Annotated in this window: 11 protein-coding genes; 9 read left to right on the top strand and 2 right to left on the bottom strand. The window is 44.2% G+C overall.

Features of this window, described 5'->3' with window-relative positions; all coding sequences use genetic code 11:
* Positions 1-38 precede the first annotated feature (38 nt).
* The 3 genes from NSQ46_RS25380 to NSQ46_RS25370 all read left to right on the top strand — a co-directional run bounded on the left by NSQ46_RS25380 (position 39) and on the right by NSQ46_RS25370 (position 7374).
* The gene (locus NSQ46_RS25380; protein WP_342575211.1) at positions 39-2936 is read left to right on the top strand and encodes a PD-(D/E)XK nuclease family protein; all 2898 of its coding nucleotides are present in this window, start codon (positions 39-41) and stop codon (positions 2934-2936) included.
* Positions 2929-6228 (top strand): UvrD-helicase domain-containing protein, encoded by a 3300-nt coding sequence (locus tag NSQ46_RS25375; RefSeq protein ID WP_342575210.1) that lies wholly within the window; start codon positions 2929-2931, stop codon positions 6226-6228. The genes NSQ46_RS25380 and NSQ46_RS25375 overlap by 8 nt, the downstream gene beginning before the upstream one ends.
* A 189-nt stretch (positions 6229-6417) precedes the next feature.
* Complete coding sequence (locus NSQ46_RS25370) at positions 6418-7374, top strand: WYL domain-containing transcriptional regulator (protein ID WP_342575208.1); 957 nt, start codon at positions 6418-6420, stop codon at positions 7372-7374.
* Between the two features lie 9 nt (positions 7375-7383).
* On the opposite strand, the gene NSQ46_RS25365 is transcribed toward NSQ46_RS25370, so the two are convergent.
* Positions 7384-8046 carry a 3'-5' exonuclease gene (locus NSQ46_RS25365; protein ID WP_342575206.1) on the bottom strand — a complete coding sequence of 221 codons (663 nt, stop codon included), beginning with the start codon at positions 8044-8046 and terminating at the stop codon, positions 7384-7386.
* A gap of 209 nt (positions 8047-8255) precedes the next feature.
* On the opposite strand from NSQ46_RS25365, the gene NSQ46_RS25360 reads away from it, so the two are divergent.
* From NSQ46_RS25360 to mutT, 5 genes are all read left to right on the top strand, one after another.
* Positions 8256-11330, top strand: coding sequence for a metallophosphoesterase (locus tag NSQ46_RS25360; RefSeq protein ID WP_342575204.1), 3075 nt, complete (start codon positions 8256-8258; stop codon positions 11328-11330).
* 327 nt (positions 11331-11657) lie between these two features.
* Positions 11658-11987: a nucleoside triphosphate pyrophosphohydrolase gene (locus tag NSQ46_RS25355; protein WP_342575203.1), complete on the top strand. Its 330-nt coding sequence runs from the start codon at positions 11658-11660 to the stop codon at positions 11985-11987.
* On the top strand, positions 11968-14415 hold the full coding sequence (locus NSQ46_RS25350) for a DEAD/DEAH box helicase family protein (RefSeq protein WP_342575202.1): 2448 nt from the start codon (positions 11968-11970) through the stop codon (positions 14413-14415). The genes NSQ46_RS25355 and NSQ46_RS25350 overlap by 20 nt, the downstream gene beginning before the upstream one ends.
* A gap of 57 nt (positions 14416-14472) precedes the next feature.
* Positions 14473-17625 (top strand): DUF3427 domain-containing protein, encoded by a 3153-nt coding sequence (locus tag NSQ46_RS25345; RefSeq protein ID WP_342575201.1) that lies wholly within the window; start codon positions 14473-14475, stop codon positions 17623-17625.
* Between the two features lie 11 nt (positions 17626-17636).
* Positions 17637-18038, top strand: coding sequence for an 8-oxo-dGTP diphosphatase MutT (gene mutT / locus NSQ46_RS25340; protein WP_342575200.1), 402 nt, complete (start codon positions 17637-17639; stop codon positions 18036-18038).
* Between the two features lie 1031 nt (positions 18039-19069).
* Here the strand turns inward: mutT and NSQ46_RS25335 are convergent.
* Positions 19070-19351, bottom strand: coding sequence for a hypothetical protein (locus NSQ46_RS25335; RefSeq protein WP_342575198.1), 282 nt, complete (start codon positions 19349-19351; stop codon positions 19070-19072).
* Between the two features lie 192 nt (positions 19352-19543).
* On the opposite strand from NSQ46_RS25335, the gene NSQ46_RS25330 reads away from it, so the two are divergent.
* Complete coding sequence (locus NSQ46_RS25330) at positions 19544-20509, top strand: hypothetical protein (protein WP_342575196.1); 966 nt, start codon at positions 19544-19546, stop codon at positions 20507-20509.
* Positions 20510-20723: the final 214 nt, after the last annotated feature.

Genomic DNA, 20723 nt, shown 5'->3' with positions numbered 1-20723 from the left:
AATGTAGGTATATAGAATTACAAGGGAGGAGGATTGGCATGGACCTAATAGATCGATTGTATCAGAAAATAAAAGAAGATCCGCTGTCCCCTAAGATGCTGATTGTCCCGTCCTATTCGCAAGGCCACCAATTGCTAGAGCGAATTTGCGAACGTTTCGGTTCTGTTTTTAATGTGGGAGTTGAGACACTTCAGGGCATGGTGCATGCCAATACGGCATTCGAGCTGTCGCGTCGAAAGATACGTTTTCTTGAGGACGAGCAAGCGTTCTGGGTGATTCGACAGCTAATGCTGCACCAGGCCGAAGCAGATCCGCATAGTTATATTACGCACCAATCAATGCTAAACCCCGGGGTGGTCCGTAAAGTTCATCAGTCGCTCGTTGAATTACGGATGGCTGGGGTTCGTTCCGGAGACATACATCCGAAGGACTTTTCGAACGAGAGCAAGGGCTTGTATCTCCAACAATTGCTTGATCGTTATGAGGCTTACCTCAAAGAGCAGGCGCTGACGGACTTTGCGGGTTTGGCCGAGTATTGTTCTCCAACTGCGGATAACACAAGATTTTTACTTCTGCAGCCCGCCGGATGGTCGAGAATGGAATGGGATCTGATCGAGAAAATAGCCGGGAGCCAACTGGACATCATCAATTTCGATGAGCCTTTTTATTCTCATGCAAGATTCTCTAACAATCGACTAATGATGTTTCGCGCCGCTGGAAGTTTAGCTGAAGTTCGCGAAGGGTTTCGCAGAATGATTGCAGAGCCCGAGCCGCTGGATCAGATGGAAATCATGTTGTCGGATTATGAACGATATGCGCCTGTACTTTACTCGCAGGCCGAGGCGTCGGGGGTCCCGTGTACGTTCTCCAATGGGCTTCCGATCTCCTACTGTACGGCAGGTAAGGCTGCTCTAGCCATTCTTGCTTGGATTAAGGAAGGGTTCCCAGTGACTCGCCTTACGGAGATGCTTCGCAGCGGATGCCTGCAAATCGCTGACCAGCAAGCATCCGCCAGGGACTGGATTCGCCTGCTGGAGCAGAGCGGAATCGGCTGGGGCAGACATCGCTATGCCGGAATCCTTGATTCCCGACAACGCATGGGGGACGGGCAGCAGGAGCTTGGAATGAAGCTGCATGAGGTGCTTCAAGGCTGGTTCGACAAGCTTCCGGAAGGAAGCGAGTGGAGGCCCGATCGGTTGCTCGAATGGTTGGGGGATTTTGTTGAGAAGCATGTACCTCTTCATTCGAGCGACGACCAGAACGTAAAAACGGCCATTCAAGCTTGGAGCACACGTCTATCGGGAATCCAAGTTGGGTCCATGACGCCCGAGTGGGCGGTACGATATGTAACTGAAATCTTGAACGGCATACGGATCCGGGTTGATGCAACACCGAAGCCGGGGGCAGTTCATGTTACTTCCATCCATAACGGCGGCTTCAGCGGAAGATACCGAACATGGATCGTCGGCATGGATGAACGGGCCTGGAGCATGCCGATCATGCAGGATCCTCTGTTGCTGGATGAAGAGCGGACGGCGGTATCGACACATTTACAGCTGGTCCGTGAACAAGCCAAACAAATCAGAAACGCTCGTGATGTCCGATTATCACTCATATGCGGGGAATTGTGGCTTAGTTATGCTTCATACGATCCGGGGGAGCGGGAAAGCCGAAGCCCTGCATTCGAGATGCTGCAAATAATGAGGCTGCAATCTGGGGATGACACGCAGGATTTCAGCGCTTTAGAGAGAGTATTAGGGCAGCCGTACAGCGTAATGGATGTGCTGCATCCGGAAGAACGAAGAAGTACATATGATGAGATCGATGTATGGGCGCAATATCTTCGGGATTCAAACGGAACAAAAGATGGATGGAAGGCTGTATCACATGCTTATCCGGCTTTGGCGCAGGGATATCTGGCACAGGTGAATTGCCAAGATGAAAGGCTATCGGTTTATGACGGGTGGCTGAGTACGAACAAAGCGGATCCTGCAGGTTCGGACGGAATACCGGGGCAACAAGCCATCAGTGTGAGTCAACTGGAGAAATATGCGGCATGCGGATTGCAATACTACTTTTATTCCGTGTTAAGACTGCGTCCTAAAGAAATTCCTGTCTTTGACCGTGCCCGTTGGCTGCAGGCCGATGAACGGGGAACGCTCCTGCATCATATTTACAGGCTGTATTTGGAGGAGGTTACGGAGTTCGGTACGAAGCCGCCGCAGCATGACAGACGCAAGCTGCATAGGATTGTAGACCAAGCACTTGATGATGCCGCGAAGTCCATACCGGCTCCCAGCCCGCATGTGCAGAAGAAGGAATGCGAGGAGATCCGGCGCGATGCAGAGGTTTTTTACAGGAACGAAGAAGGGAAGACCGAACAGCCCTGCTATTTCGAATTGGAACTAGGTACACCTGAGGGTGAGCCGATGGAGCTGACATTGCCGGACGGCATGCAAGTGAAATTGAAAGGGTTCGTCGATCGGGTGGACCGCATCGGCCCTCATGAATATCGAATCATTGATTATAAAACAGGCAATACCAAAAGATTTGCCTCGGCCGAATATTTCAGCGGAGGAACACAGCTTCAGCATGCCCTGTACTCAATCGCGGTTGAACAGTGGCTTCATGTAACAGGAAATGATGTTGAGGCCAGGGTAACGGAAGCGGAATATGCTTTTCCAACCGTACGGGGAAGAGGAGAGTATGTCAGGAGGAAGCAAGACCGCAGGGAGGAATTAGGCGACATCATCTCTAAACTTCTGGATTCCATGAATCAAGGTCTGTTTATTCCAACGAAAGATATTAATACATGCAAGCGATGCAAGTACAAGTCCGTGTGCGGCTCGCACGCCGAGTGGATGGGGAATAAACGGGGAGCTGCTGTCAATTCAGCTGTACTAGGTTCACTGCGGGAGGTGGAAGGGGTTGATTGAATCCAATTTATTAAACTTGCCGGCGGATCAAGCAGACCGTCATCGAATCCTTCATGATTTAGATACGACGCTGCTTGTGGAAGCAGGGGCCGGATCGGGTAAAACGACCAGCTTGGTAGGCAGGCTTCTTGCCTTAATTGCTCATGGCGTGCAGGCAGAACAAATCGCAGCGATCACATTTACGAATAAAGCTGCCGGGGAGCTCAAGGAACGATTCCGGGTCGCGTTGGAAAACGCTTATCGAACAGCTGAGTCCGGTTCAACGAGCCGCCGTCGATATTCGGATGCTCTAAGCAAGCTGGATCTCATGTTTATTGGAACGATCCATTCTTTCTGCGCATTGCTGCTGCGGGAGCGTCCGATTGAAGCAGGGCTGGATCCGTATTTTGAGGAGATGGCCGAAGAGGAGGACAGGCACTTTCGTGATGCTTGTTGGGATGACTATATTACAGAATTGAATGAAGCGCAGCTGCGGCTCTTGGACGAACTATCGCTGCTCGGCGTTGATGTGAATACACTGCGGGATGTTTATGATCGGGTAACCACATTCTCCGATGTCGAGCTGCCTTGTCAAGAACGACCGTATCCAAACTTGGACCGCATTCGGGATACGCTCTTTCCACTGCTTGAGGCGGCGGCGCCGTATATACCATCGACTGAGCCTGACCAAGGATGGGACAAGCTTCAAACACTTGTACGTACAAATTGCCAAAAGTTGCGGCTGATTGACGTGAAGGATGATATGCGCATTCTTGAAATTGCAGAGCAGTTCGAGAGCAAGATCCATGTAACGCAGAAGCGATGGACATCCAAAGAGCAGGCAGCCCAGCTGAAGACCAGATTTATCGATTGGCAGGAAACCGTGTTATTTCCCTTTCTGCAGGAATGGCGCGAGTATTTATACCCGAAGCTGATTGCGTTCGTTCGCCCGGCTATTCTCTATTGCCAGGAACGCCGCTTATCTGCAGGCCGGTTGAATTTTCAGGACCTGCTCGTAGAAACTGCCAGGCTGCTTCGCGACCATCTTGAAGTTCGGGCTTACTTTGCACAAAAATACCAACGGATCCTCGTTGATGAATTTCAGGATACGGATCCGGTGCAAGCTGAGCTTATTTTTCTGCTCACGGGCGTTATCGAGTTGGGAATGGAGAATCAGGACTGGAGGCGGCTGAAACCGCGGCCCGGCTCCTTATTTCTGGTGGGAGATCCGAAGCAGTCGATCTATCGTTTTCGCAGGGCAGATATCTCGATTTATAACGAGGTCAAAGCGCGAATCCGTGAGTGCGGGGGTGTTCTTAAGTTAACGTCTAATTTCCGTTCCGTTCCATCGATCGGCGATTATATCAACAGTCGGTTTGCAGACAAATTTCCTTCAGTCGAAACCGAATATCAAGCGGCGTTCGCGAAGATGGAGACGGACTGGGATCTCTCGTCCCAAGCAACAGGGCATGGTGTATACGTGTTGAACTATCCCAAGATTACCGGGGGAAAAGCAGCGGCTGCCCTGGAAGATGCCAAGCGTATCGCAAGTTATATTTCATGGGCTTGCACCGATGGCAACCTGCAGATCATCCAGAGGGACGGCACAAGCCGGAATGCAGTTCCGGGGGACTTCCTGATTCTCACCAAGACGAAAACATTCATTCATGTCTATGCGGAACAGCTGGACCTAAGCGGTATTCCTGCCGATACTTCCGGAAGTACGGCCGCTTATGAAGAAATGCTGATGCTATGGCAGCTGGCCCGCTGTCTTGAAGACGCCTCCGATCAGCCTGCATTGCTCGCGGTTCTGCGCGGCATGTTATTTGGATTAAGCGACCAGCAGCTGTGGGCCTATAAGCAGGAAGGCAGCCGGATATCCATACACGAATCGAGATCGCAAACAGAACTGAGCGAAAATGCGCAGCCGGTTGGCGCAGCGCTGGCCAGATTGCGCATGTATTCGGAATGGGTCCGTACATTACATGCAGCGGCAGCCTTCAGTCTTATCGTTGAAGATTTAGGGATCATACCGTATGTATCGGCATTGCCCGCTGGTTCGGTACGCGCGGGAACCTTGGTCGGATTGATGCAGCTTGTGCACAGCGATGCGAGGGCTGCTTCAAGCTGGAGCGAACTATGCCGATTGATGGAAAGAGCATGTCAAGGAATGGAAACCTCGAGTCTGTATGTCGGAGGCGATCAAGCCGTCCGTGTGATGAATCTGCATAAAGCGAAAGGGCTGGAGGCGGCGGTCGTTATTCTTGCGGGTCCATGCGAAGAGTCCGAACACGAGCCCGCGCACTATATCGATCGGTCTTCCGACCCGGCAGCCGGGTATTTTACGATCCATAAGAAAACAGGGGGATTTCATCTGAAAATAGCTGCTCAGCCCCCCGGTTGGGACGTAATGAGTGAGCGGGAACGGACATTCACACAGGCTGAGAAAGATCGGCTGCTGTATGTAGCAGCGACGCGGCCCAAGCAAATGCTGGTCATCAGTTTATATCCCGAGCAGCCGGCCAAATGCCCCTGGACCCCGCTCGTTGAAGGAATGCCAGAGCTTCCGGAACTTCAGGTTCCTGAACGCGTACAGACGCCCAAAACGGAGTTAACCGAAGGACCGGATATCCTCGGCATTCGGGTTGCTCGTCAGCGCCAATTGGATGATATAAGCCGGCCAACCTATTCGCTGCTGTCGGTAACGGAACAGACCAAGACGCTCCATGACCGTCCGGAATGGTCCTCGGAGGGGAAAGGGATGGCATTCGGCAGCGTTGTCCACCGCTCGCTGGAAATGCTCGGCAAGGGATTGGCGGAGTCGGATCTGGATGAGGCCGTACATTGGCTTGCGAGCGAAGAAGGATTGGCAGCAGAGTACATCCCCGAAGCCGTACGGATTGCGCAAAGCATCCTGGTCAGCGAACTGTGGCAGCGAAGCTTGCGTGCACGCCGCCGGTTGTTTGAGCTGCCCCTGTTACTTAGGAAGAACGCCGCAGAGCTTAAAACATTCAACAGCATGGCTATGGAAGACATAAGGCTCGAAGCAGCGCCGGCTTCGGCAATCGGGGATGATGCTGTGAAGCATGCTTATTTGCGAGGCGTCATCGATTTTCTGTTCGAAGAAGAAGACGGCTGGGTCATTGTTGACTTCAAGACCGATCACGTCGAGGAGGGTGCCCTGCAGACGTTCGTTAATTTCTATCGTCCTCAGGTCCTTGTCTACGCTTCGGAATGGGAACGCACCTTTGGCTTCAAAGTGAAAGAAGCAGGGCTTTATTTCGCAGGGATCGGGCGGTATATAGTGCTGTGACACTAGCTCCATCGTGCTAGCAGCTTCGTAATTATTCCCGGTCTTACATAATGCTGCGGGCGATTTGCGCAGGACTTTAAGTTCGCCACTTGATTTGGGGAGGCTTTTTTAGTTCTATGGAAGGATATGGACGGATATTGTCGAAGTGTGTATATATCATAAATGAATAGATAACAGGAGAATTGAACTATGACCGATAAGTTGTTCAGATGGTTCAAAATTATTTATGCCATCCAAGCAAGGCCGGGGATCAGCGCCAAGGAATTGGCGCAACGATGTGAAGCGGAAGAAAGAACGATATACCGGGATTTGCGTTCATTAGACCATGTAGCACCGATTACCAACGAAGGGTATGGCAAAGGCTACACGTTTGCCGGGGATTTTGCCATGTTTCCATTCAATTGGACGCAGCAGGAGGCGTTGGTCTTCTCCATGCTCCCTTCCTTTGTCGACCAGAGCAATATGCCGCCGGGATTCGACACGGCGTATGACAAGGTTATGGCCGCTCATTTTCGGCAGAAGAAGCGGGATCGGGAAATACTGAAGCATGTCACGGATATAATCCAGATGGGGTCTCCCGCATATCGGGAAGATGCCCCCAACTATCTATATCAAGTCATCCAGGCCATTGTGGAAGAAAAGACGATCACCGTTGTATATCATACGCAGAGCCGGAACCAACAAACGGAACGGGAGATCGATCCGTACTACCTCGTTCCGAGGGATCAACGATTCTATCTGATCGGGTATTGCCATCAGGCGAAGGATATTCGGACCTTCCGTCTGAGCCGTTTCCGCTCTATGGAGATGACCAGCCGCACTTTCGAGCGCGGGGACTTTAACCTGAAGAATTATATGAAGAACACCTGGTCGATTGAACGCGGCGAGGAACAAATTCATTTCAAAGTGAAATTCTCGCCGGATGTCGCCCGTTACATCAAAGAAGAAGAGATGTTCGTCAGACCAAGGATGAAGGACCTTCCGGACGGCAGTTTGTTGTTCGAGGTTACCTTGAATCACGATCGGGAGTTTATGAACTGGGTAAGTCAGTACGGGCCGGATGCTGAAATTCTGGCCCCGGTATCTTACCGGGAACGAATGAAGGAACGGCTTGAACGATGGCGCAAGCTGTATGAGGGGGAATAAGGAACGGCACTATTGCGCCATTCCCAGCATTTCCGCCAATTTACTGAATGGGTGATTCTCTTCCGAGCCTGTGGAATATACCATTTCCGAGACGTACAGCTGATCTTCTGCGGCATTATTCGTAACCAACTGGATGTTAGGGAAGATCGAAAGAAAGACTTTGGCGGTGTTATAGGCATCATCGGTGGCTCGATGCGGCTCTCCGATGAATGGGAGCTGCAGCAGGTCTAGCGCCCGTTTCAATCCGATCCTCTGTCGATGATCCGATTGGTGAAGTCGAGTAAACGCCAGCTGAAGATCGTTATAATTTTGCAGCCAATCTAAGGAGATCTGATGATACCGGCAATGCTGGATGAACTGATATTTATCGTCCATACCCCACGCGCATAAATAATAGGGCGCTTCGCCGATCCACTCTTGAAAAGCCTTTAGCGCTTCGGGAAAAGACGGTGCTTGATCGACTTGATCCTGTGTAATCCCCGTAAACGGCGTCGTTTCCGGTGTTAATTTATACTGTCTCGAAGGCTTTACATAGGAATGAAACACATCAGTCATGACCAGTGTTCCTTCTTGCTCGGTCATTTTAATCGCACCGATTTCGATAATGTCGGCAAGATGCTGATGTTTACGAACCACCATGAATTCAAGATCGAAGATGATATAAGTTGGCATTGGAATGCTCCTCTCTGCATTGGTTGTTATTAGTTTAGCAGGGAGGAGTGGCTGGAGTTGTCAGGGAATGGGTGTTCGGGGATGGGGAGCTCTTTCGGTAGATAAATAACTTGCTAATAAAAGATTTACCTGTTCTATTTATAGTTGAGTGCAATTTTTGGTTGGTTTCATAGAAATTAATAAATCCAAATAATAGAGGTGGTCAGTGTATGATAGTAGGTTTGTTGCAATTAAGTGATATACATATAGAAGTTCAAAACAATAGTATTTTTAGTAAGCACGATAAAATTGCATGGGCTTTACAAGAGTACATATATCAGTTGGACCATCTTTTTATCATTATTACCGGTGACAGCGCATTTTCAGGAAGAGACATAGAATATCTTCAAGTTATGCAAATGATAGATGACATAAAAAAAGATATAATTTCAATAAAAAGGATAGAACTTTCTATTTTAATTATTCCCGGCAATCATGATTGTTTCTTACCAGAACTACCAGTTCGAAGTATTCTTATAAAAAATATTAAATCAGGGATGAGTAGTATTACTAATGATGAAATTAGTATTCTTACTGAGCCACAAAAAGAATTTTTTGAATATCTTAAATGTTATGAGGAAACATCAGCTTTAATTTTGGATGACATACTATTAAAAACATACTCCTTTGAAATAAACGGTAAAAAAATTGTATTTAACTGTTTTAATTCTTCATGGATATCAGAAAGGAAAGAGACACCAGGCACCTTATACTTTCCGATAGAGAGATATACAGAACATTTGTCTAAAATTGAAGGAGATTTAATAATTTCTGCTATCCATCATCCGAACAATTGGTATATACCAGAGAATGGACGAGCACTTAGGAGTGTATTAGAGAAATATTCTGATCTTATTCTTACTGGCCATGAGCATGTTGCAACTGCAAAGAAAATTGAAAATTTTGATGGGGAAAGAGCGCAGTATATCGAAGGGGGGGTACTGCAGGAAACTGGTATAGAAAGTATTAGCAATTTTAATTTTATTTTGTTCGATTTAGAAGAAGAATTGCAAATGATTACCCGATTTACTTGGAGCGAGGATTACTACTCTAATAGTTACGCCTCTGGCTGGATGAATTATTACCATGCTAATTCAGCCCGTAGTACTCATTTCATATTGTCAGATAATTATCAAGCAAAATTAGATGACCCAGAAATTAATCTTAAGCATCCTCGGAAAGCCAAAGTAACACTAGGTGATATTTACATATACCCGGACGCTAAAATAGTTCTATCCGATGAGAAAACAAGTAAATTTGAGCAAATTATAAATCTAGAAAAAATAACATTAGATTGCAAACTCAATGTGATTGTTTTTGGTTCAGAGAGGTCAGGTAAAACATCATTATGCAAAATGATATATTCCCATTTTTATAACAAGGGATATGTTCCGGTATATATAAATGCGGTCGATATTAAAGCTAGATCTCTTGAGGACTTTAATAAAACAGTATATAAAAATTTCTCAATACAATACTCAAAAGAAATGATTGAACGATATAAGCAATTAGATCATAAAAAGAAAATAATTATCATTGATGATATGGAAAAATTCAAACAGCCAAGTGAAGTTATGTCGAGGCTTTTAAAGCAAATTAAAGAAGTATATCCGAATCTCGTCATAACAGGAAGCGAAATGTTGAAATTTTCAAATATAATTGGAATAAGCGAAGAAGAGAATGAAGTTTTCGAGCAATTTGAAAAGTATGAAATTCTCCAGTTTGGTCATTATCAAAGATCCAAATTGATTGATAAGTGGAATAATATCGGTAATAGTGGCCTCTCTGAAGTTGATTTGCTGGAAAAAAACGACAGAATTACTGCTGACATAAATACTGTAATAGGTAATAATTTTGTCCCGTCGTTTCCTTTCTTTCTATTGATTATTATACAAACCGCAGAAAGTGATATCCCACATTCATATAAGGACTCTGCATATGGTTATTATTATGAACTTCTTATAACACAATCTTTTATTAATATTGACATTCAACCTAAAGAACTTGACGCATATTATACCTATATTTCAGAATTAGCATATTATGTTTATAAAAACGAAGTCTACGAAATTTCAGACACTGAGTTACGGAGATTCAACAATTACCTATGCCAGAAATATGATCTGGATCATGAGTATGAAAGAACTGTAACAAGGCTTGTTGACTCATCCATACTTGAAAAGTTAGGTGATTATTATCGATTCAAACTCAATTATATTTATTATTATTTTGTAGCAAAATATCTCTCTTCTAGAATTACTAACCCTGATATAAGGGCAATAATTAAGGACATGTGTCTACATCTTCATATTGAAGAAAATGCCAATATTATCATGTTTTTGACTCATCTATCAAAAGATCCATATATCCTTGATAGTTTATATGAAAAGGCACTGGAAATATTTGATGAATTCACGCCTACAAAATTAGAAGACGATATTGGTTCACTAAACACATTGGTTAGTGAAATCCCTAAAATTGTTTATCGTAACATCGAAGTGAAGAAGCATCGTGAAGAGAGGCTAATTGCAAAGGATGAGGCGGACCTAGGAAGACGTGAATCAGCAATTACTAGTCATTATCCCCGCAGAAAAAATAAAGATTCAGTAATGGATGTTGTAACTAAACTAAATGTAGCTTTTAAAACAATCGAATTGTTAGGACAGATTTTGAAAAATTATTATGGTTCAATCGAAGCGGAGCAAAAGTATATTCTTACTGAAGAAGTTTATATGATTGGGTTAAGAACACTTAATTCATTTTTATCACTAATTACCGATAATGTAGAAAATGTAGCGATTAATTTACAGAAAATAATTGAAAAACAAGAAACTAATGAAAGTCACCATGACTCGAAATTAGCGGGTAAATTATTATTCAATATTTGCTGTGTCCTCTCATATCAGATATTCATCAAAATAGCAGAGTCAGTTGGTTCAAAAAATATGAGAAATACCTTTAGTCAGATTACAGAGAATAATAAATTCACATCAATTAGATTAATTGAAATTGCTATAAAACTTGATCAATTACGTTCTCTACCCTATCCAGATATAAAATTACTGAAGGAAGATGTGGAAAAAAACGTAATGGCTCTAAGTATTTTGAAATTATTAGTAATTAATCATCTCTATATGTATGATACCAATCGAGTAGATAAACAGAGAATATGCGATCTACTTGGAATACCAATTGATAAACAAATTACTATAGACTTGACTTCTAATCGAAAAAAAGACAGATGAATTATTTATCAAGTGCAAAGGACGACACGTTCTGTCTATAGCATACTAAAATGCCTATTCCCTAGTGCAAAGGCACTTGTCAGCCTTCAAAATTACTCCCATCGTTAGTATTGTGGAGAACTCGGCGAAGGAGACTGAAAGGGTGTTAAAAATCCTATCGCAAACAAAAAGGAGTGGAGTCGGATGCCAAGGGCCGTAGCTGCTTTAAAGTCTACGGCCTTATTATTTTGCAATAATGTAACCAGGTAGGCCAGGAAGCTTCTTCGACGATTTTTTTGATATGATACAATAGGAATACATAATTAACCATGTAAAGGATGAGAATCTATGCCGGTTTACAATAAGCTAGTTCGGGATCTGATCCCCCAAGTCATTAAAGCTACAGGCAAAGAATTTCGCACACGGATCTTGGATGAGGAAGAGTATAAGAAAGAATTGATCATAAAGCTTAAAGAAGAGTCGGAGGAATACTTTGCCGCTGAAAGTCCTAAGGAGTCATTGGAAGAGCTTGCAGATATGCTTGAGGTTATCCGGGCATTGGCGGTCGTACATGGAGCAACATGGGAAGAACTTGAAGCCTTGAGAGAGAAGAAGGCGGAAGCTCGGGGCGGATTCCAGGAACGGGTGTATCTAATCGATGTCGACGACAACGCTTAATGTCAAACTGATTACGGAAAACTTAGCAGACGATTTAATCACCGGGATGCAGAATGCATCCGGAATTTATATTATGACTTCCTTCGTTATGCAGTCTGGAGTGCGTTTATTGGCGCCCCATTTGAAAGGTGCGATTGAACGGGGAGCCGAGGTAAAGGTTCTCGCTGGGGATTACTTATTCGTTACGCAGCCGGAAGGTCTACAGGAATTACGTAATATTGATACCCGGCTTGAGGCAAGGTTATGGCGCAGTATGGGAACTTCCTTTCACCCCAAAGCCTATTTGTTTGACTACGAAAATGGTGAAGGGCTCCTTATCGTCGGTTCCTCTAACTTTTCCATGTCTGCCATGAGAATGGGGATGGAGTGGAACCTGGCTATGAATGCAAAGGCCGAGCCTTATACGTTCCAAGTCGCGTTAGAAAAGTTTATGCAAAACTTCTATCACGATTCTACGCTGCCGCTCAATGACAACACCATTTCTCTGTATGAAGAGGAATATCGAACGTATCATCGCAAAAACCCAGAGTTAATTCGAATGATAACCGAGATGGAGGAAAATGAGTACCGAACCGAAAACGCTAGCGATCCTGTTGAGGAAAAGGTTCCTGAAGACGAACAAGCGTCCATTCATCCACGTTTTGCTCAAATTGATGCTCTTGATGCTCTAGAGAGAACGTTAGAAGAAGAATATGACAAAGCTATGGTCGTCATGGCAACCGGACTCGGAAAAACCTATCTAGCAGGCTTTTTCGCCCAGCGTTTTCAACGGGTGTTGTTCATTGCGCATCGAGAAGAAATTCTTTATCAAGCCAAACGGTCATTCCAGCGCATCATGCCGGACAAAACCTTCGGTATCTATAACGGTGTCAAAAAAGAAGGGAACGCGGATTGCGTGTTTGCTTCAATCTACACGCTAGGGATGAAGAAGCATCGTGAATCGTTCGCACCGGACGGATTTGATCTTATCGTGGTGGACGAATTCCATCATGCAGCTGCAAACTCATACCAATCGGTTATCCAGTATTTTAAGCCGAAGTTTTTACTTGGCATCACGGCAACACCAGACCGAATGGATGGGAAGGATGTGTATGCCCTTTGTGATGGCAACGTCGCCTACCAGATTCATTTCATTGAAGCCATTCGTCGCGGCTGGTTGTCGCCGTTCCAATACTATGGGGTCTATGACGATACAGATTATTCATCCATTCGGTGGCTTGGAACGCATTATGATGACGAGCAGTTGACTGCAGCTCAGTTGAGAGAGTCGCTGGCTGACAAGATCTACGATGCTTGGAACGAGCATAAGCAAACACGGACAATTGGCTTTTGCTCATCAATTCGACAAGCGGATTTTTTGGCGGGCTATTTTCAAGAGAAAGGAGTAGCTGCAGTCAGCCTTCACTCTGGAGCCATAGGAATCACGAGGGGAGAGGCAATAGAACATCTAGATAGAGGAGATTTAGAAATCATATTTACGGTAGATTTGTTCAATGAGGGAGTAGATATTCCCAGTGTGGATACGCTGCTTTTTGTCCGACCGACCGAATCCTTAACCGTATTTACACAGCAGGTTGGCCGGGGGCTGCGGTTATCGGAGCGAAAGACGCACTGCACAATCATTGACCTCATCGGTAATTATCGTAATGCAGACGTGAAGCTTCGATTATTCGCCACTGACGGTGACGGAAAGAAAACGGCAAAGGAACCGATCATCCCGACGGTGCCGGATGGATGCGAGCTCCATTTGGAGACATCTGTTGTTAACCTCCTGGATGAACTAAGCCGTAAGAAACTGCCACATCGCGAGCGTCTGCACCGGTCTTTCCTGGATCTCAAGAATGAGCTCGGTCGAATCCCTACATATTTGGAGCTTCACCTCCACGGGAGCTCGAACAGCTGGGAATATCGGAATGAATTCGGTTCTTATATCGGATTTCTCCTCTGGGCTGAATGCTTAACGAAGGAAGAAGAGGAGATTTATTATCAGTATGAGGCTTGGATACGTGATGTCGAGAAGACTGTCATGACCAAGAGTTATAAAATGATCGTACTCCTGTATATGCTCGAGCGTGGGCCCGAACATTGGGCAGAATCAGTTACTCCTCAGGAAGTAGCGCCATTCTTCCACGAATACCTAATGGAAAAGGAATACCGAAGAAGAATCGATTTCTCCGATAAGGATTCGAAACGCCTATGGGAATACAATGAGACCGGAGTTAGCCAGCTCATCGAGCGGATGCCAATGACAAAATGGGGCTCGGCTAAAGGAAGCATGACCCGCTTCGAGGATGGTCTGTTTAGTCTAAGAATTGAACCTGCCCCCGAGCATCGATCCATTTTGCATCGGTGGACGAAGGAAATCTGCCTATATAGGCTGCATCATCATTTTGAACGTAAAGAGCAGAAGCAGAGACCCCTTCAGTGATGAGGGGGTTTTCAAATATCAAATCGCTTGCTCAAACAATTAAGGAGTTGCTGCTATATGAAACAGGGCCTTTATGAGCAGATTATAAATAATCTTACTAGAAGACGGTTATTGACTTTGGATAGTACCTTATACGAAATTGGGATTGAGCCATTAGATCCGGAGGAAGCGCGCAAGGTGCTCTCTAATTACTTAGGCACCGTGATTCGTAGAGCATTGAAAATTATTCGGGAAAGTAGCAATGATGATGAAGCACTCCTGTTACAGGTACGTGCCTGCAATGAAATTATTGCCACTCTGCGTAATACACTGGACAATGAAGAATTAAGGGAATGGCAGCTTGATGAACAGGGTGAGGTTTTAACCTATGTCTATTCCAAACTAAATCATATTCGAGGCATCAAAGAGTCTAAGGTTCATCGACCTACAACTCCTTTGTCTCAAAGTTCATTGTTTACGGGTTCCCATTCGGAACCTAATATGATGAGTGAGCTTAAAGCAGAGATTATTACTTCGGATCAGGTTGATCTGTTGGTTTCTTTCATAAAATGGAGCGGGCTACGTTTCCTAATGGAGCAGTTAGAGGAGTTCACGGCAAATGGAGGCCGGTTACGTGTCATAACAACGACCTATATGGAAGCAACGGATTACAAGGCTGTGACAGAATTAAGTAAACTCCCGAACACAGAAATCAAAATCTCATACGATACAGAGCGAACACGGTTACATGCGAAGGCATATTTGTTTAAAAGAGATACTGGATTTACTACGGCTTACGTCGGATCATCTAATCTTTCGAATACTGCGCTTACGAGTGGTTTAGAATGGAACTTAAAGATTACGGAGAAGGATTCTTATGACGTCCTACGGAAAATAGAGGCAACCTTTGAGAGTTATTGGAACGATCGTGAATTTAAAAGTTTTTCCTTTGCGGATCAGGAGCATCAATTGCTTCTCCAGCAGGCACTTGGCAAAAAGAAAGAACATGAGCGAAATCAGTTAACCTTCCCATTTACCCTTACGCCTTACGATTACCAGAAGGAAATCCTTGAGAAGCTCGAGGCTCAGAGAGTGATATATGGAAGAACGAGAAATCTACTAGTGGCGGCTACGGGAGTAGGAAAGACGGTTGTTTCTGCTTTCGACTACAAACGGTTTGCCGACCGGAATCAAAAGTCGAGATTACTTTTCGTGGCCCATCGTGAGGAAATTCTAAAGCAAAGCTTGGACACCTTCCGTTTTATACTGAAAGACCTAAATTTTGGGGAACTTCACGTAGGGAGTAACCAGGCCGATTCGATTGATCATCTATTTATTAGTATTCAAAGCTTCAATAATTTAAAACTTACTGAAAAAACCACTCGGGATTTTTATGATTACATCATCGTTGATGAGTTTCATCATGCCGCGGCCCCTTCTTATCAAAAGCTACTGGCATATTATCAGCCACAAATTTTATTGGGTTTGACAGCTACGCCTGAGCGAATGGATGGGAAAGATATTTTGCACTACTTTAATGATACAATTGCAGCAGAGATACGCCTAACAGATGCAATTGATCGAAAACTGCTCTGTCCCTTTCATTACTTCGGTGTGACGGATAGTGTCGATTTGTCTCAGGTCAAGTGGTCAAGGCGAGGATACGATCTAAATGAGCTTCAAAATTTATATTCCCATAATAAAATTCGGGCAAGCCAAGTTATAAACAGCCTAAATAAATATGTAACCGATTTGGATGAAGTGAAGGGCCTCGGTTTTTGCGTGAGTGTTGCTCATGCACTTTACATGGCTAAAGTTTTCAATGAGTCGGGGATAGCCGCGATTGCCTTGCATGGAAAGTCAAGTAACGATGAGCGGAACTCTGCAAAGAGAAGGTTAGTGTCAGGGGAAATCAAAGTGATCTTCGTTGTAGATCTTTATAATGAAGGGGTAGATATACCGGAGATTAACACGGTTTTATTCCTTCGTCCCACAGAGAGCTTGACCGTATTCATACAACAGCTTGGCCGTGGACTTCGTTTGGCAAAAGGAAAAGAATGTTTAACGGTTCTTGATTTTATTGGGCAAGCCCATAAAGAATATAATTTCCAGGAGAAGTTTAGGGCTTTGCTTGGTAAAACAAAGCATTCTATACAGCAATATGTCGAGAATGGTTTCTCGAGCCTGCCACGTGGAAGCTTTATTCAGCTTGAGAAGCAAGCTCAGGAATACATCCTGAGAAATATTAAGCAAACCACAATCAATAAGAGAAGCCTTATCGAGAAGCTAAAACACTTTACAGAAGATACTGGATTAAGCCTTACACTAGATCATTTTACTCGATATCACGGAATGAGTCTTTACGAGTTTTACGGTGGACGTAACGGGAAACGGACATTCCGAGGATTGATGGCTGAGGCGGGTTTGATCGAACCATTCGAATTCGAGGATATGGAGTATCTGACAAAACGTATTCCAGCTTTATTAAGCATAAACTCCCGGAGACTTCTAAGTTTTTTAATCGACTATCTTGAGGATCCAGGGAAATCAACCCATACAGAAGAAGAACGACTGATGTTAAATATGTTTTATTATACCTTCTACCGATCAGAACCGAAGAAACATGGGTTTCTGGACATTAACCAGGCTATTCAGTCTATTGTTTCCTGTAAAGAGTTCAGGGATGAGATCATTGAAATATTAAAGCATAATTACGAACACATTAACTTTGTAGATAAAAAGAATGAGTTCCCATTCGTATGTCCATTAGACTTACATTGCACATATTCGACGGACCAAATTTTGGCGGCTTTTGGTTTTTGGAATGAAGACAAGTCCCCAGCCTTTCGCGAGGGTGTTAAATATTTCGAGGATAAGAAAACGGATATTTTCTTTATTACGCTAAATAAATCGGACAAGGACTTTTCTCCTTCTACTTTATATGAAGATTACGCCATAAATGAACGGCTGTTTCACTGGCAAACACAAAGTCGTATTTCGGAAGAAACGAATACGGCTAAGCGATATATCCATCATAAACAGACCGGGAACAGAATTGCATTATTTGTCCGTGAATACAAAGAGGAGAATAATTATACTTCGCCTTTTGTTTTCTTAGGAGAAGCCGAGTATGTGAGGCATGAAGGCAATAAACCAATGAGTATTGTGTGGAGGTTGAAAGAAGAGATGCCTCCGGAATTAGTACCGGCAGCAAATAAAGCTATTGGATAGGGAGTGAATCGATGCTCGCGGTAGCAGCGGCCATCATTGAAAATGAAGTCGGCCAAATCTTAATAGCCAGACGTAAGATGGGAAAGGCTCAAGAAGGCCTGTGGGAGTTCCCCGGTGGCAAAATCGAGCCTAATGAATCGGTTGAAGATTGTTTAAAGAGAGAACTGCAAGAAGAAATGAATATTCAAATTCAACCGTATGAGTCGTATGGTGAACATGACCATTATTATGGATCGACACATATTCGCTTGTATGCCCATAAGGCTGAACTTGTGAGTGGTGAAATAATGTTAGTTGACCATGACGAGTATAAGTGGGTATATCCACCAGAGCTTGGAGAGTATGAATTTGCTCCGGCTGATGTTAAATTCGTAGAGATGTTAAGAGGACATTCAGCAGAGTCCATGGATTAATCCATGGGCTCTTTTAATTTCAAGAACATGCATTCGCTGACAAACAGCTGTTCATCCTGAGCTTTAAAATAAGCTTATCAATGATCGAGGCTGAATTTCGAAGTATTTAGAAAATGAGTTTCTGTTAGAAATGGGGAGTAGGTATGAGTGGGGCAGACTTATATTACAATTACGGGTACATCGCATTATTTCGATGAAAAAGCTGGGACTAGGCCACAGCAGTAATTCTTGTTGGATGCGGCGCTGAGGCAACAGACTACAGCAAAGGCGGGGCTAAGGTCAAGGTAACGCAAAAGGAAAGTATCAGTAATCAGTGTGGGCCTGAAGTAGCTAAGCCGGTTAAAGTACAGTTTACTTCTTTTAAAGAAGGAGCAACTGACTGCAAAGTGTTTATCGGGGGAGAACTGAGAACAGTCGTGTCGCTTTAACAGTAAGGGAAGCTGGAACAACGGGGATGAAATATCGCTGTTCAGGGCACCCATTATAGCGGGAGACAAGCAGTACGTGGCCTGCCAGTTGATTGTGTACTTGTCAAGGAGAAGACTGGTAAAGAGCTACACACAATCGATACGGCAATAATCGACAATGTTGCAACTGATAACAAGCTGCTGATGGTTTCCGATATCGTAGGTGGGTAACTGCTTCTAAAGAGCAAGAAATTGAAGTGGAGCTATAAGAATGACGTCTTCGACTTTAAAGAATAGACCATATGTGATTCTATTCGGTAGTAAGGTGCTCATAACAGAAGTGAAGAGTGGCATGGCGGTAAAACTTGATTCTGAGAAATAGAATCGTATTAAAACAATCGTACAAATTGTTGTATAATAGATAGGACTACAAACCTATTTGTGAGCTTAATTGACCACATCCGAGAGGAAACGTAATATTGCATACTTGGTTATACGTAATTATCGAGACGCGATTGAAGAATGTCAGCCATTATATGCAAAATCATTTCTCGTTCTACGTTCTGGAAGTAGCGAGTAAATATGATTGTCTTTTATTTCGAATCGGAAATTGTCTCAACCATTTCATTCTGTACGGAATGCAAGCCTCATCAGATTGGCTTTGGCTATCCTCCAGAAAGGATAAAAATTTAATAGAGAGGGTATGAGAATGTGGATTCTATCTTCTTCGATTGGAAAACAAGTAATGCGCTGAACAAGATCGAGTCGCTTAAAGACATTGAATTTCTTCATGTGGCAACAGCATTCTTGGAGCAACAAGGCGTAAATTGGATAAGCCAGCTTGCCCATAAGTTCGCAATACCAAAGAACCGCATAAAAAGTATTCCTATCAATCGATTTTTCCATTAATAAGCCTTCTTCTCTGCTTGAACAATTGAATAGCATTGCAATAGCATTGCTGTTGTCTACATCGTAACGAAACAAAAGCTTCATGCTAAAACCATATTGGCGGTAAATAAGAATGGAATCGGTAAGGTAATGCATGGTTCCGCCAATCTAACGCATATGGGGATGAATCGTAATCTGGAGCTTAGTTCCGTGCTGGACATAAATGTTTCTAAACACGGCAGCAACACCAACATACATCAATTCTTCGAACGCCTAGAAGTGTTGTCGGATGAGGTAACTCCTGAAATCATTGCAGGGTACCAAGAGCGTCAAAAGGTTGTTGATAGTCTTCCATTTATACAGGAGACTGAGAGTTCGATATTTAAGACGGTGTTTGCTGATGACGAGGCAATCCCTTCCCCCGAAGAACTTGAAGGGTTTTATTTCACGCATCAGGACTACGAAACGCTTCTGGAAAGTAACGCCTCGCTTGCAACGCAAGAACTTCGTAACAGACGCGAGGCTATCCGTAATAAACTGTTGGGCATACACGATAAGTTGGAGCCTTTTGCGAAAAGGTTAGGTCTTAATTCTCACTGGGATCGCAATCATAAGGTGTCGCAGATTGAACCCAATCAGTTTAACTTTGGACGTGTGAACTGGATGGCCGTTCGGTTCGGTAAGCATCGCACACAATTAGACGGTTTACTTCCAGAACGAGCGTATGGAGAAAAAGAGCTTTACAAGTTTCCGAAGCATGGGTGCATTCAACTGTCTGTTACTCAAAACGGGCTATCAGTAGGCCTGTTTCATGCGGTCAGATACGATTCATGGGATAGAGCTTATGTCGCAAACAAGTTGGAGAAGACGCCAGATTTCATAAGGACTATTACTCGACATTTGAGGGATCTTCAAGGATACGGATATACATGGTTCATCCATGACCCCACGACTGGCCAAGGGACTTCATTTTCGGTAGACGATGAATCGCTGGATGACTTCCCCACTTTCTATCGGAATGACGAAGATGGCTATGAATCATTCCTGATTACGACATATGAACACAACCATGACGAAATCGAAACTGTTGATGACATTGTTAACCTTATTAAGTTTCATATGGAATTGTTGCTTCCACTATACAGGGAAATGGTTCAAGTGCCTCAGAAAATATGACAACAACCTCAACGTACTTAAGACAGCTAGGAAATAGAACGATAAGTACGGCAACAATAATATTAACAAGCAGTCCCTTCGAAACGAACCTTACGCTGGATGGTTTGTTCTGTCTATGCAGTTGAAATCAATACTAGGGTATATCACGATGAGGTGACATCATGATTTGGATACACCCGTTTAGGGGTGTCTTTTTACCTTGGCTTGTGCAGGG

Origin of the sequence: Paenibacillus sp. FSL M8-0142 (genome assembly GCF_038597315.1) — a bacterium.
Lineage (GTDB): Bacteria > Bacillota > Bacilli > Paenibacillales > Paenibacillaceae > Paenibacillus_AQ > Paenibacillus_AQ lactis.
Note: the sequence above shows the minus strand (reverse complement) of the source record. Positions and strands in the feature narration are given on the sequence as shown.